The 12,839-nt window shown below is 64.5% G+C and carries 13 protein-coding genes and 1 pseudogene; 11 read left to right on the top strand and 3 right to left on the bottom strand.

Features of this window, described 5'->3' with window-relative positions; translation table 11 throughout:
• Nucleotides 1-102 precede the first annotated feature (102 nt).
• From CT3_RS13205 to CT3_RS13185, 5 genes are all read left to right on the top strand, one after another.
• Nucleotides 103-1,041, top strand: coding sequence for an ABC transporter substrate-binding protein (locus CT3_RS13205; protein ID WP_227657896.1), 939 nt, complete (start codon nt 103-105; stop codon nt 1,039-1,041).
• Nucleotides 1,038-2,030 (top strand): FecCD family ABC transporter permease, encoded by a 993-nt coding sequence (locus CT3_RS13200; protein ID WP_066533233.1) that lies wholly within the window; start codon nt 1,038-1,040, stop codon nt 2,028-2,030. Before CT3_RS13205 ends, CT3_RS13200 begins: the two co-directional genes overlap by 4 nt.
• Nucleotides 2,031-2,044: 14 nt before the next feature.
• The gene (locus CT3_RS13195; protein ID WP_066533375.1) at nt 2,045-2,854 is read left to right on the top strand and encodes an ABC transporter ATP-binding protein; all 810 of its coding nucleotides are present in this window, start codon (nt 2,045-2,047) and stop codon (nt 2,852-2,854) included.
• Nucleotides 2,838-3,845 (top strand): LLM class flavin-dependent oxidoreductase, encoded by a 1,008-nt coding sequence (locus tag CT3_RS13190; protein ID WP_227657895.1) that lies wholly within the window; start codon nt 2,838-2,840, stop codon nt 3,843-3,845. Before CT3_RS13195 ends, CT3_RS13190 begins: the two co-directional genes overlap by 17 nt.
• Before the next feature lie 264 nt (nt 3,846-4,109).
• A complete protein-coding gene (locus tag CT3_RS13185) occupies nt 4,110-4,622 on the top strand; it encodes a CbrC family protein (RefSeq protein WP_066533230.1) in 513 nt (170 codons plus the stop codon).
• A gap of 493 nt (nt 4,623-5,115) precedes the next feature.
• On the opposite strand, the gene CT3_RS13180 is transcribed toward CT3_RS13185, so the two are convergent.
• Nucleotides 5,116-5,583 carry a nuclear transport factor 2 family protein gene (locus tag CT3_RS13180; protein ID WP_066533228.1) on the bottom strand — a complete coding sequence of 156 codons (468 nt, stop codon included), beginning with the start codon at nt 5,581-5,583 and terminating at the stop codon, nt 5,116-5,118.
• Between the two features lie 85 nt (nt 5,584-5,668).
• Here CT3_RS13180 and CT3_RS13175 point away from each other — a divergent pair, with 85 nt between their 5' ends.
• Nucleotides 5,669-6,238 (top strand): TetR/AcrR family transcriptional regulator, encoded by a 570-nt coding sequence (locus tag CT3_RS13175; RefSeq protein ID WP_066533226.1) that lies wholly within the window; start codon nt 5,669-5,671, stop codon nt 6,236-6,238.
• A 476-nt stretch (nt 6,239-6,714) separates the two neighbouring features.
• On the opposite strand, the gene CT3_RS13170 is transcribed toward CT3_RS13175, so the two are convergent.
• Nucleotides 6,715-7,554: an AraC family transcriptional regulator gene (locus CT3_RS13170; protein ID WP_066533224.1), complete on the bottom strand. Its 840-nt coding sequence runs from the start codon at nt 7,552-7,554 to the stop codon at nt 6,715-6,717.
• Nucleotides 7,555-7,673: 119 nt separating this feature from the next.
• Here CT3_RS13170 and CT3_RS13165 point away from each other — a divergent pair, with 119 nt between their 5' ends.
• Together CT3_RS13165 and CT3_RS13160 are read left to right on the top strand one after the other, a co-directional pair.
• On the top strand, nt 7,674-8,102 hold the full coding sequence (locus CT3_RS13165) for an organic hydroperoxide resistance protein (protein WP_066533222.1): 429 nt from the start codon (nt 7,674-7,676) through the stop codon (nt 8,100-8,102).
• A 61-nt stretch (nt 8,103-8,163) separates the two neighbouring features.
• Complete coding sequence (locus tag CT3_RS13160; protein ID WP_066533219.1) at nt 8,164-9,117, top strand: alpha/beta fold hydrolase; 954 nt, start codon at nt 8,164-8,166, stop codon at nt 9,115-9,117.
• Between the two features lie 581 nt (nt 9,118-9,698).
• Here CT3_RS13160 and CT3_RS13155 read toward each other — a convergent pair.
• Nucleotides 9,699-10,109, bottom strand: coding sequence for a VOC family protein (locus tag CT3_RS13155; protein WP_066533217.1), 411 nt, complete (start codon nt 10,107-10,109; stop codon nt 9,699-9,701).
• A 394-nt stretch (nt 10,110-10,503) separates the two neighbouring features.
• On the opposite strand from CT3_RS13155, the gene CT3_RS13150 reads away from it, so the two are divergent.
• The 3 genes and pseudogenes from CT3_RS13150 to CT3_RS13140 form a co-directional block, all read left to right on the top strand.
• Nucleotides 10,504-11,151 (top strand): YbhB/YbcL family Raf kinase inhibitor-like protein, encoded by a 648-nt coding sequence (locus CT3_RS13150; protein WP_066533215.1) that lies wholly within the window; start codon nt 10,504-10,506, stop codon nt 11,149-11,151.
• Between the two features lie 13 nt (nt 11,152-11,164).
• Complete coding sequence (locus CT3_RS13145; RefSeq protein ID WP_083520223.1) at nt 11,165-12,091, top strand: helix-turn-helix transcriptional regulator; 927 nt, start codon at nt 11,165-11,167, stop codon at nt 12,089-12,091.
• Between the two features lie 125 nt (nt 12,092-12,216).
• Nucleotides 12,217-12,690: pseudogene (locus tag CT3_RS13140) on the top strand (aminotransferase class I/II-fold pyridoxal phosphate-dependent enzyme); the annotation flags it as partial.
• Nucleotides 12,691-12,839: the final 149 nt, after the last annotated feature.

Below are 12,839 nucleotides of genomic sequence, written 5' to 3'. Positions count from 1 at the left end.
GGCTGCATGCACAGGCCCGCCAGCCCCCTTCCGGAAGCACCCCAGGACGCACTTTCGGGTGCAGTTCCTGACGCGCTTCCGGGCGCACTGTCCCGGCGCGCCGTGCTGCGCCGCTGGGGCGTGGCGGCGGCGGGCGGCGCCTTGCTGCCCGGCCTTGCCGTGCCCACGGTGCTGGCCGGTCCGGCCGGGCCTGCAGGAGCGGCAGAGCAGGCCATGCAGGCGGCCTCGGGTATCCATCTGAAGGATGCACTGGGGCGCGCCGTCTGGCTGCCTCGGCCGCCCCGGCGCATCGTCACCATTTTTTCGTCCAACACCGAACTGGTCGCCTCCCTGGGGCTGGTGGACCGCATCGTCGGTGTCGAGGACTTCACCCGCTACCCGGCCGAGGTGCTGGGCCTGCCCAAGGTTGGCGGCCGGCTGGGATTTTCCGTGGATGCCGTGGTGGCCCAGCGCCCGGATCTGGTCATCGTGACCCCGGCACGGCAGGCCGCCACCCAGCTCGTCGCGCCCATGGAACGCATAGGAGTGCCCATCATGGTCTTGCTCAGTCGTACCCTGCAGGAGGTGCTGGACAACATCCGCCTGGTCAGCCAGGCCTGCGGCGAGCCCGAACGCGGCGCTGCATTGGCCCAAGCCCTGCATGCGCGGCTGCAGGCAGTGGATGCCACCGTGGCCGGCCGGCCGCACCTGCGGGCGCTGATGGTCACCGGGCGCGCGGGCAACGGCATGCTGCTGCTGGCCCGTCCGGGCACCTACACCGGCGAAGCCATGGTGCGCGCCGGCTGCCAGCACGCGCTGCCGGCGCTGGGCGTGCTGGCCCAGGTGTCGCCTGAGGCCGTGCTGGCCGCCGACCCGGATGTGCTGCTGTTCGCCGGCAACCAGGCGGGGCTGGACGACCTGCTGCACCAGCCCGGCTGGCGCGACATGCGGGCCCTGCGTCAGCGCCACTGCTGGACCGTGTCCCGCTCCGAATTTCTGATCCCCGGGCCGCGTACCTTCGACGGTATCGAATCGCTGGCCCGGCAACTGCACCCGATATGACTTCACGCACAACATGGTGGGCCGCGCTGCTGGTGCTGGCCCTGTGCCTGCTGGGCGCAGCCTGCGCCGGCCACCAGTGGGCCAGCGTCCCCGAGCTGTGGCGCGCGCTGAGCGGCGACGATTCCCTGCACAGCCGGCTGCTGCTGCAGTGGCGCCTTCCGCGCGTGGCAGCCGCCGCCTGCGTGGGTGCACTGCTGGGCCTGTCGGGGGCCATCTTTCAAGGCGTATTCCGCAATCCGCTGGCCGAACCCTATCTGCTGGGCGCATCCGGCGGCGCGGCCCTGGGCGCCACGGTGGCCCTGCTGGTGCCGCTGGGCCTGCCCCAGGGCCTGGTGCTGCCGGTGCTGGCTTTTGCGGGCGCCTGGGGCTCCACCTTGCTGGTGCTGGCCGTCGCCCGGGCGGCGGGCGCGCTGGATGCGGCCGGCCTGCTGCTGGCCGGCGTGGCGCTGGCCGCCATGCTGGGCGCGTTGCGTTCCTTTCTGATGCTGGCCCTGTCCGATGAAACCGTCAGTCTGCAGGTGGTCATGAGCTGGGTGCTGGGCGGCATCCAGACCCCTTCATGGAACGGCCTGCTGGTGCTGGCCGGCATCACCCTGGGCTGTGTGGTCGCCACACGGCCCCTTGCCCATGGCCTGGACCTGCTGGGCTTGGGCGACACGGTGGCCAAGGGCTTCGGCCTGAACCCGGCGCGCTTCATTCCCCTGGCCGTGCTGGTGGGCTCGCTGGTGGTGGCCGCCGCCGTGGCCTACGGCGGGCTGGTGGCCTTTGTCGGGCTGGCTGCGCCGCACATTGCACGCTGGATGGTGGGGCCCATGCACCGGGTGGTGCTGCCCGCCAGCGCCCTGGTGGGGGCCATCGTCGTCACCGTGGCCGACGCCCTGGCGCGCAGCGTGCTGCCCCCGGCGGAAGTGCCGCTGGGGCTGATCACCGCCATCGCCGGCGGCCCGTTCTTCATCATCCTGCTGGCGCGGCGCCTGCGCGCGTCATGACCGTGAGGTTTTCCATGCACGACCCACAGGGCCTACCGGATACAGCTGCCGCGCCGGATACACTTGGTGCCCAGTCCGTACTCGCCGCCCAGGGCCTGGTGCTGCAGCACCGGGGTAGCCGGGTGGTGGACCAGGTCTCGCTGGCGCTGCCCGCGCGCGGCGCCATTGCGCTGATCGGCCCCAACGGGGCCGGCAAATCGTCGTTGCTGTCCATGCTGGCGGGGCTGCAAACGCCCAGCCAGGGCCAGGTGCTGTGGCACGGTGCGCCGCTGCAGCGCCTGTCCTTTGCGGAGCGCGCCCGCTGCATCGGCTACATGCCCCAGCGGTTTTCCCCGTACTGGGATGTCACCCTGGCAGAACTGCTGCAGATGCGCCTGGGCCCGTCCGTGGACATGGACGATGTGCTCCAGCAGCACGGACTGCAGGCCTTTGCCAGCCGGCGCTGGAACTCGCTGTCGGGGGGCGAGCAGTCGCGCTGCCTGCTGACCACCGTGCTGGCCACGGACCCGCCGGTGCTGCTGGCCGATGAGCCCGGCGCCGCCCTGGACGTACGCCACCGGCTGGAGCTGGTCGACGCGCTAGCCCAGAGAGGGCGCGACAGGCTGGTGCTGGTGGTCATGCACGACCTGGACCTGGCCTTTGCCCATTTTGACCGGGTCATCGCCATGGACCGCGGCCGCGTGGTGCAGGACCGCGCCGCCCAGGACCTGTTGACCGATCCCGCACTGGACGCCGTGTTCCAGGTGGAGTTTGACCGTATCGACGCGCCGCCCCAGGTCCTGCTGCGGGCGCGGCGCAAGAAGGAGGATGGCTGTGCGGATTGATCTGGCGGGTTGGACCCGGGAGGCCACCTTGGGCCAGCCCGGCGATTTTTTTGCGCTGTTCGAACGTGCAGACGTGCTCGGCTTTGACGGCGTGTGGTTTAGCGAATTCCGCGTGCCCGATGCGCACTGGCCGTATCCGTCGCCGCTGCTGCTGGCGTCGGCCTTGCTGGCCCGCACGCAGCGGCTGCGCGTGGGCACGTCGATTCTGGTGCTGCCGTTGCACCACCCCCTGATGCTGGCCGAAGAGATTGCGCAGGTCGACTACCAGAGCGGCGGACGCATCGACATCGGGGTAGGGCGCGGCACCGAGCCCGCGTCGCTGCAGACCCTGCAGATCGACCCGTCGCAGACGCGGGAACGGTTCGAGACCGCATGCCGCCTGATCCGCGACGGCCTGAGTGGGGCGACCATTGCGGGCGGCCCGCAGGACCCCTGGCAATTCGCCCCGCGCACCCTGGCGTCCACCGGCGTGCAGCGCCCGCACCCGCCGATCTACGTGGCCGGCTCCACCAGCGAGACCCTGGGCTTTGCGCTGAATGAAGACCTGCCCCTGCTGCTGAGCCTGGAACCCCCGGAAACCGGCCAGCTGGAACGCCTGGCCCAGGTCGCCCAGCAAACCGGGCGGGACTCCACGCCGCTGCGCGCCCGCTCCTCGCTGGCGCGCTATGTGTGCATCGGCGCCAACGACGCCCAGGTGCAAGCCCAGCTGGACACGCTGTGGGCCCAGTATTACCAGCGCAGGGTGTACTTTGCTGGCAAGCGCGGCATCGCGCCAGCCGATGTGCCACCCCTGGACACAGCCCAACTGCTGCGCGACCTGTTCATCCACGGCACGCCCGAAGCCTGCATCGCCCAGATCCAGGCCCTGGAAGCCCGCACCGGAATTCACCAGCTGCGCTGCGTGTTCAACGCCAACGGACTGTGGAGCAACGCCACCGCCCTGGCCGGCATGGAACTGTTTGCGCAAGAGGTCCTGCCGGCGGTGCGGTAGGCGAGGGCGGGCTTATCCGGCAATACTTGGTGGTACGTTGCGGCAGCAGGGAAGTGCGCTGCCCACCCAGCATTGCACCGCTTCGCACATGACTGCTGTGGGTGCGGTGAAGGCCGGTCTGCCGCTGCTCCTAATGCCCCGCAGGTTCAGTTTTCGTATCCGTTCTCATGGCACCAATCAGTGTTTGCTGGTGCGCACCAAGCAGACCGCTCGCGAGCGCGCAACGATTTAAGGCGCAGCAATCGACGTGACAATGCCACCACCATGAGCGAAAGACAGCCCTTTTTCCGTTTCAACCCCGGTGCCTACCAAGAAGGTCGTGCTTTCGAGCCGTCTGATGAGACCTGCGGTGTCTGTGCCCAGCCCTGTGGCTGGAAGTACCGAGGCAATATCTACATGCGTGCCGACAGTCCAACCATTTGCGCATGCTGCATCGCGGACGGCAGGCTGGGCGCTCTCCTGGAAGGAGAGGGTTTCAGTTTTCACGATGTCGAACTCGATGGCGCGGACCCTGCGCTGGAGCAAGAACTGCTGGAGCGCACGCCCGGGGTCGCCTGTTTCAACCCCTTTGAATGGCCGGTGCTGGACAGCATGCCCATGGCGTTTCTGGGTTACGGAGAGGATAAGGGCTTGCTGGCGATCGATGCAGTGCGATCGGCGATCAGCGAGACCTTTGCAGAGATCGGCTGGACTGAGCCCGTCGGGCCTTCCCCCTATCTGCTGGTCTTCAAGGAAGTGAACGGTGACCGCTATCGCGCGGTGCTTGATCTGGACTGAGCATGCCCCAGATCTAGGCTGACCTGGCCATTCAGCGCATGCATCTGCACCGTCCACGGCGGCCCGGTGCAGCGTGACCTACTGGACGCTGTGCACCATTAGCGTCGCGGTCATGAAGACCTGAGAGGGGTGTTCATGGGGGCAGATTCCGCAGATGCACAGCGACAATGCAACGATTGCAGTTGCTCGTTGCTCGTTGCTCGTTGCTCATTGCTCGTTGCTCGTTGCTCATTGCTCGTTGCTCATTGCTCGTTGCTCGTTGCTCGTTGCTCATTGCTCGTTGCTCGTTGCTGCATCGCAATCTATGCGTCACGGACCCTTAGCAGCCATCCGAGTATCGATGCCGACGATTGCAGAATGACGTGTTCCATGTGTGCAGCCGGCAGAGACCATCAGGTGCAGGCAGATAGTCGATGGATGTCCGCTTTCACGTCGTGCGAGCGGGAGCTTGCGACCCAAAGCGGACAAGGCAGCTTTGGGCCGTCTGCGCTAGTTACAGCCCCAGTTCGGTGAGTCCAGGGTGGTCGTCGGGACGACGTCCAAGTGGCCAGTGGAATTTACGTTCCGATTCCTTGATGGGCATGTCGTTGATGCAAGCGTAGCGACGGCGCATCAGGCCATCGGCCTCAAATTCCCAGTTTTCGTTTCCGTACGACCGGAACCAGTTGCCCGCATCGTCATGCCACTCATAGGCGTAGCGCACTGCTATCCGATTCCCCTCATGCAGCCAGAGCTCCTTGATGAGTCGGTAGTCAAGTTCCTTCTTCCACTTTCTCTCAAGGAAAGCCTGCGCTTCGGCTCGGTTGTTGGCGAAGTCAGCGCGGTTGCGCCACTTCGTATCGAGCGTGTAGGCCAAGGCAACCTTGGCGGCGTCGCGTGTGTTCCAGCCGTCTTCCGCCAAGCGAACTTTCTGCACGGCAGTTTCGTGGGTGAACGGGGGCAGGGGGGGACGTGATTCCATGATGGACCTCTATGTAAGCATGTAGAACGATCTGTCTACATGCTGAATGCTACCCGGTGTAGAACGATCTGTCTACAATGTCCGCATGAACCCTGACAAACAATCTTTTGCCGCGCTGCCTCCACGCGAGCGAATCTTGGTAGCTGCCCATGATCTTTTTTACAGCGAAGGAATCAGAGCGACGGGTGTTGACCGGATCATTGATCGATCGTCGGTCAGCAAGGTCACGTTCTATAGGCAGTACGCGAGCAAAGACCAGTTGATTCGGGCGTACCTCGATTACCGGCACCAAGGGTGGATGTCTTGGTTCAAGAGCAGCTTGTTGCAGGAGTCCCGTGACGGCGCGAGCGCGACTGAGGCCCTACTTCGTACTCTCAGGGGCTGGTTCAGTCAGCCCCACTTTCGAGGCTGCGCGTTCCTGAATGCCGCTGCAGAGCTGGGATCTACCGATCCCGGGATTCTGGAAGTGGTGCGTCAGCACAAGGAAGAGATGGCATGCGTTTTGGATGAACTGTTCGGCCGCCACGCAGTCTCTGCAGGCCAGTCGCTTTCGCTGGCAGTGGACGGCACAATCGTGCATGTACAGATGGGGCAGCCAGTCGAAGAAGTGCTTGGAAGCCTCAAGGTCATCGTCGAAAGCATCGTCGGCAGGTAAGACCGCGTGTGGCCTCTGCAGCTTCAGCTCATCATGGGTCTTGCAGGCTGAAGCGCCAACGGTGCACTGAGTGACCGCTTCGGGCCGAGGCTGACATTGGTCCAGCGCGCCAGGGTGCCGATACTCTGCGGCCATCCCGCGTCGCTGGCGTGGGGCTCATGCAGGGCGGCGACTTCGGCCAGTGGAGGCGCGCATCTTGTGGAGCCCACAGCTCGATGGGAGACCAACCCGCTTCTGCTGTGCTGCGTCTGGGTCTGTATGCCTTGGGACTGGTTGGATGTAGTTTGCTGCTGGCCGCCAATACGGCATGCACATTGGGCTTGCGGCTGGGTTCAGGCATCGCCGGCGCAGGCTGTGAAGCCATCTTTCCGGGCGCACTGTACAGCCGCTGCCGCTGGCGCACGAACGCGCCGGACCCATGTCCCATGGTCGCTGCACGTGCCATGCATTTCACTGTGGCAGATGCGGCAACTGGCCTAAATCATCACCTGCGCCTGCTTTTGTGCTTCGCGCCACTGGCGTGGAGGTATGCCGACCTGGGCGCGGAAGGCGCGGGAAAACGCCGTCTCGCTGCTGTAGCCCACGGCATCGGCCACTTGCAGCAGCGACTGGCCCTGGCGCAGCAGACGCTGGGCAATGGCCATGCGCCAGTTCTGCAAATACACCCCGGGCGTGCAGCCCACCGTGTCGCGAAAGCTGTTGGCAAACACACTGCGCGACATGCCGCACAGCGCGCCCAGTTCCTCCAAGCTCCAGGCATTGGCGGGAGCCTCATGCATGGCCACCAATGCCAAACGCAGGCGCGGATGTGCCAACCCCGCCAACATGCCTCCCTGCACCTGACTGCGTTCCATCAGCTGGCGAAGCACCTGGATCAGCACCACCTCAAACAAGCGGTTCAGCACCGTAGTGCGCCCACAGCGCTGGGCAAAGGCTTCATCAAACAGCAGCTGCAGCACCACGGCGGCATCGGGCATATCTTTCAGTGGCAGGCAGACCACGTTGGGTAACGCATCGGCAATGGAGTTGTTCACACCGCCGGCAAACACCAAGTTCGCACACACCATGTCGGTACCCGAATGCGCATCGCTTTCAAAACGGTGCGGCATGGGCCGTGGGTACAGCAGCAGGCTGGGCGTGTCGATGTGCAGTTGCTCACTCCCATGGTAGACGGTGAGTGGGCCGCGGCGTATCAGGTGCATCTGCCCCATGTTTTCTTTGGCAGCCAGCCAGTGGCTACCGCACAAGGTACCCGCATGAAACATCTCGGCCGTGACCGTGAAGTGATTGAGCAAGGCTGCCAGGCGATCTACCATACAAATACCCAAAGTAAAGAATCAAAGACTAATCGTCATAAATCGTATCACTGAACGCGAGAAACTTCTTCCTGTCGCAACGCAGTACTGAACTGCACCACACGCAGGAGTTGAAAACCATGTCCCTCGCCAAAGTGCTCTACACCGCCTCTGCCACCGCCACCGGTGGCCGTAGCGGCCAAGCCGTTTCCTCGGACGGCGCCCTGGCCGTGCAACTGTCCACGCCCCGTGAACTGGGCGGTGCCGGCGGCAGCGGCACCAACCCCGAGCAGCTGTTTGCCGCAGGCTATTCGGCCTGCTTCTTGGGCGCACTGCAGTTTGTGTCCCTGCGCAACAAGAAGGCCTTGCCCGCTGACACCCGCATCACCGGCGAAGTCGGTATCGGACCCATCCCCACGGGTTTTGCCATCCAGGTACAGCTGACCATCCGCGCCCCCGGGATGGAACGCGCCGTGATCGAAGACCTGGTGCAGCAGGCGCACATCGTCTGCCCTTACTCCAACGCCACCCGCGGAAACATCGACGTCACCCTGGTGATCGCCGACTAAGAAGCGCCCCCTGCCTATCCATTGCTTCCTCAGCCCGAACTCAAATCTCCAGGAGATCACCATGAACGCGATTGTCCGTACCTCTGCTATTGCTCTGCTTGCCGCAGCCGCCCAACTGATGGCCCAGGCTGCGCCCGCCATCTCTCAGGCCGCGCCTGCGCCGGTTGAAGCGTTTGCCCGCACGGCCAATACCATCACCACCGTCGACGGCGTGCAGCTTTACTACAAGGACTGGGGTCCCAAGAACGGCCCAGTCGTCACCTTCAGCCACGGCTGGCCCCTGAGTTCGGACAGTTGGGAGTCGCAGATGATCTTCCTGGCGTCCAAGGGTTACCGCGTGGTGGCGCACGACCGCCGTGGCCATGGCCGCTCCAGTCAACCATGGGATGGCAATGACATGGACCACTATGCCGACGACCTGGCAGCCGTGATCAATGCGCTGGATCTGAAGGATGTGACCTTGGTAGGCTTCTCCACAGGCGGTGGCGAAGTGGCACGCTACATCGGTCGCCACGGCACGGCACGCGTCAAGAAGGCCGTACTGGTCAGTTCCGTGCCACCGCTGATGCTCAAGACCGCTGACAACCCTGGCGGCCTGCCCATCGAAGTGTTTGATGGCATCCGCAAGGCCGCGCTAGAGAACCGCTCGCAGCTGTACCTGGACATTGCCTCTGGCCCCTTTTTCGGCTTTAACCGACCAGGCGCCACGCCCAATCAGGGCCTGATTCAGTCCTTCTGGGTGCAGGGCATGCAGGGAGGCCATAAGAACACCTACGACTCGATCGCGGCGTTCTCGGCCACCGACTTCCGCGCCGACCTCAAGAAGTTCGACGTGCCCACCTTGGTGATCCACGGTGATGATGACCAGGTTGTGCCGATTGACGCCGCTGGCAAGGCATCAGCTGCCCAGATTAAGGACGCACAACTAATCATCTATCCCGGTGCACCACATGGACTGACCGATACGCACAAGGACCGTCTGAACCAGGATCTCTTGAACTTCCTGACCAAATAAAACTTGAGGCCAAGGCTTAAATTTTTAAGCCTTGGCCTCGCTTGCATTTAGGTTGTTACGTAAAAAGCTTGATATGCGAATCGAGCATCGTTCTGTAGACGTAGACAGTTCGTCGCCTATCAGCCGCTGACCGCCACTTACCTTTAACTGTCAGTGAGCAGTCGTCTACTTTGTGACCCCTGACCACTGCATGTGGTTTGGGCCGGCAGTCCGTGATGCCAACATGGGCAGCAGAAAGCGCTGCTTGGCGGCTGTTCGCCGCCTGGGTTTGGAGGGCAGCAACGGGGCGCCGCACGCCTGTAGCGGCGCACAGAAGCGGTCTTTCGTTTGAGTATGCAATGAACCACGCAATCGGGTGACCGGTCCTCAAGGTGAAGCAGCCCTTCGAGGCAGTCGGCGTTCAACGGCTGGTGGTGCTGATTGCAGCCGTTCAGGTGCAGTGCCATGAATGACTCAGATCACCCTGAAGCCGCCCACCAGGCAAGTGTATTGACCAGCACCTCCTGGCCGATGGTGTGCATACCTTCAGAGGCAATGCCAGAAGGTGTCCATCAACAGGCGTTGCTATGGCCGGGGTTGCGTCAGCCTTGGGGCATCTGGCCCATGTCCATGAACATGATTTCCCAGATGTGGCCGTCCAAGTCCTCAAAGCTGCGCCCATACATGAATCCGAGGTCCTGCAACGGGGTCACATCCGCCTTGCCGCCGTGGGCGGAAGCGGCCGCCACCATGTTGTCCACCGCCGCGCGGTCGTCGGCGCTCAGGCACAGCATGACTTCGCTGGCAGCGTGGGCGTCGACTATCGGCTTTTGGGTGAACGTGGCCCACTTCGGGTGGGTGAGCAGCATCACGTAGATGCTGTCGGAGAGGACCATGCAGGCGGCGGTGTCGTCGGTGAACTGCGGGTTGTTGACGGCGCCGATCGCTTCATAGAAGGACTTGGCCTTGGGCAGGTCAGCGACGGGCAGGTTGACGAAGATTTTCTGGGACATGTGGGCCTTTCAAGGTCGGCATGGAGAGGGCATCTTCAGGCATTGGCAAGCGACGTCAACAGGGTATCCCGCTGCATCCGTGTCAGCGAACGGCGTTGGCTGTCGTTCAGGGCATGGGCTGACTGGTTGGCAATGGCCTCCACCAGCCGGAAGCCCTCCCTTGCCGGGATGCGTACGGGGCTTCTGGCCCGCAGCAGCTCCGGCCGCAGACATGCTGCAAGCTGATGCCCGAAGGGCGAGCCACTGCCCGGTAAAGCCTAATACATACAAATTGACAGCCTGTGCTGCCTCGATTGATCGGATTTGGTGCTTTGGCGTGCGCTGGACTCCCTACACTTCTGCAGGACGGTCGATGCATGTCGCATCAGCCCAACCCACTGCAGGACGGATTTCCATGCAACTTATCAGCCAGAGTTTTCAAGACGGCCAGGCCATTCCCGGTGAATTCGCGTTCGCGGTGCCTGATGCAGCATCCCATGTGGCCCTGTCGTCCAACCGGAACCCGCATCTGGCCTGGAGCGGTGTGCCAGCGGGCACGCAGTCGTTTGTTATCGTCTGCCATGACCCAGACGTGCCCAGCCGGGGCGACGATGTGAACCAGGAGGGCCGCGAGGTCCCATCCTCCTTGCCGCGCGTGGACTTCTTTCACTGGCTGCTGCTGGACATTCCCGCCGATGTCACGCACATCGCTGCGGGCTCCCACTCGGACGGTGTCACCCCCCGGGGCAAAGCCGGCCCTGCCGCACCTGCAGGGGGGCGCCACGGTCTGAACGACTACACCGGATGGTTTGCCGCGGACGAACAGATGAAGGGCGACTACCACGGCTATGACGGCCCTTGCCCGCCCTGGAACGACACGCTGCTGCACCACTACGTGTTCACCATCTACGCACTGGCAACCCCCACGCTGGCTGTGGCAGGCCCGCTCACGGGCGCGAATGTGCGCGCCGCCCTGGCATCGGCCCAGGTGCTGGGGCAGGCCAGCCTCACCGGGGTCTACAGCCTGAACCCTTCGGTGTCGCTGCAGACCAGCGCGCAGTAAAAGCCAGTCGGCCATGGCAGTTACGCAGCCAGCTCCCCAGACCGCCCCGCCGGCAGCCCACCACGCAGCCCACCCGGCAGCCCCGCTGGCGGCAGCCACCGATGCAGCCGATGCGGGCAATCTGCCATGGCTGCTGCCTGCGGGCGCGCCCATCTGGCGGCGCGGCCTGTGCACCGTGGCTCAGCCGTGTCTGAAGCTGGTACAGCACACGCCCCGCTTCCTGTTTCAGGACGCGACGGTGCTGCTGATTGCGGCGGGGCGGCTGGACATGGATTCCGGCTCCCACCGTATCGGTGTCGATACGCCTGCGTCCTTGCTGCTGGTGGGCGCCAACACCTGTGCCGACTTGCGCAAGACACCCGGCGGCATGGAGCAGCGTTTCCGGTCGGTGTTTTTGACGCTGTCACCAGAGTTGCTGGAGGCGTTTCGCCGGGGCCGCGACATGGGGGAGGATGCTGCGCAGGCGGGCGCACCCTTCCAGCAGATTGCGCTGGATGCCGATCTGGCGTCCTCGCTGCAGCATCTGCTGGCCAGCGCAGCAGACGGCCAGCTCAGTGACGAGCGCCTGCGCTACCGCGCCCTGGATTTTCTGGCGGCGCTGGCCGAACGTGGGGGCGTGTTCAGGCCGCCGCATTCGCCGGGGCTGTCCGGGCGTTTGCGCGCCCTGATTGGCGAAGCCCCCAGCCAGCACTGGACGGCGCAGACAGCGGGCAAGGCACTGGCTGTGAGCGAGGCCACATTGCGCCGCCGCCTGGCCGGCGAAAGCGCGCGGTTTGAGGACGTGCTGATCGACGTGCGCATGCACCACGCCATGATGCTGGTGCAAACCACGTCCTGGAGCGTTCCAGAGATTGCCCAGGCCTGCGGCTACAAGTCACGCGCCCGCTTTGCCCAACGCTTTAAGGCGCGCTTTGGCTATCTGCCTTCGGCCGTGCGGTGATCTGCGGCCGATCGCACCGGATGGGGGAGATCGAGCAGGGCCAAGGCAGCGCAGAGGGAGAAGACAGAGGAAAGGGACGGGAGGCACCAGCGCTGCGATATGGAGCCTTGCCTTCGCTGCGGGCCGGCTGGCGCATCGGCTTTGGCACCGGCCCCGGCTGGCTGGTGGAGGCCATGGAAAAACTCCAGGGCCAACAGACCTCGGGCGCCAGCACGATTTCTCAGCACGCGGCGCTGGCGGCACTGACCGGGCCGCAGGACTTCATTGCACAATCACGCGCCGTGTTCCAACGCCGGCGCGATGCCGTGGTCGCCGCCCTCAACCAGGCCCCCGGCCTGCAGTGCCAGGTGCCGCAAGGCGCGTTCTACGCCTTTGCCTCCTGTGAAGGGCTGATGGGCAGCACCACCCCGGCGGGCACCTTGCTGGGCAGTGACGAAGACGTGGTCAACGCGCTGCTGGACGAGGCCGGTGTGGCCTCCGTGCACGGCAGTGCGTTCGGGCTCGGCCCCTATGTGCGGCTGGCGTATGCGCTGGACGATGCATCGCTGCACACGGCCTGCCAGGCCATACAGGCGTTCTGCCGCTCGCTGTCCCGCTAGCGCACAGCCACAACGGCGGGAAGAGGGTGATGGGCGAAGAAAGAGAAGGGCGAAGAGGTCGAAGATGGAGAGCAGGGTGAAGATGGCGCAAACGGCGGACATAGCGAACACGGTGAGCACGGAGAACGCGACAGAAACGGCCGAAGCGG

This window comes from Comamonas terrigena NBRC 13299, from assembly GCF_006740045.1.
GTDB classification, from domain to species: Bacteria; Pseudomonadota; Gammaproteobacteria; order Burkholderiales; family Burkholderiaceae_C; genus Comamonas; species Comamonas terrigena.
The sequence above is the reverse complement of the archived record's forward strand: the minus strand, read 5'-3'. Positions and strand labels throughout refer to the sequence as shown.

Excerpts from the sequence above, each read along its gene's own strand:
- CT3_RS13190 (WP_227657895.1), top strand. The coding sequence starts at position 2,838 with ATGGCTGTGCGGATTGATCTGGCGGGTTGGACCCGGGAGGCCACCTTG.
- CT3_RS13185 (WP_066533230.1), top strand. The coding sequence starts at position 4,110 with ATGAGCGAAAGACAGCCCTTTTTCCGTTTCAACCCCGGTGCCTACCAA.
- CT3_RS13195 (WP_066533375.1), top strand. The coding sequence starts at position 2,045 with ATGCACGACCCACAGGGCCTACCGGATACAGCTGCCGCGCCGGATACA.
- CT3_RS13150 (WP_066533215.1), top strand. The coding sequence starts at position 10,504 with ATGCAACTTATCAGCCAGAGTTTTCAAGACGGCCAGGCCATTCCCGGT.
- CT3_RS13160 (WP_066533219.1), top strand. The coding sequence starts at position 8,164 with ATGAACGCGATTGTCCGTACCTCTGCTATTGCTCTGCTTGCCGCAGCC.
- CT3_RS13170 (WP_066533224.1), bottom strand. The coding sequence starts at position 7,554 with ATGGTAGATCGCCTGGCAGCCTTGCTCAATCACTTCACGGTCACGGCC.
- CT3_RS13145 (WP_083520223.1), top strand. The coding sequence starts at position 11,165 with ATGGCAGTTACGCAGCCAGCTCCCCAGACCGCCCCGCCGGCAGCCCAC.
- CT3_RS13165 (WP_066533222.1), top strand. The coding sequence starts at position 7,674 with ATGTCCCTCGCCAAAGTGCTCTACACCGCCTCTGCCACCGCCACCGGT.
- CT3_RS13200 (WP_066533233.1), top strand. The coding sequence starts at position 1,038 with ATGACTTCACGCACAACATGGTGGGCCGCGCTGCTGGTGCTGGCCCTG.
- CT3_RS13155 (WP_066533217.1), bottom strand. The coding sequence starts at position 10,109 with ATGTCCCAGAAAATCTTCGTCAACCTGCCCGTCGCTGACCTGCCCAAG.
- CT3_RS13175 (WP_066533226.1), top strand. The coding sequence starts at position 5,669 with ATGAACCCTGACAAACAATCTTTTGCCGCGCTGCCTCCACGCGAGCGA.
- CT3_RS13180 (WP_066533228.1), bottom strand. The coding sequence starts at position 5,583 with ATGGAATCACGTCCCCCCCTGCCCCCGTTCACCCACGAAACTGCCGTG.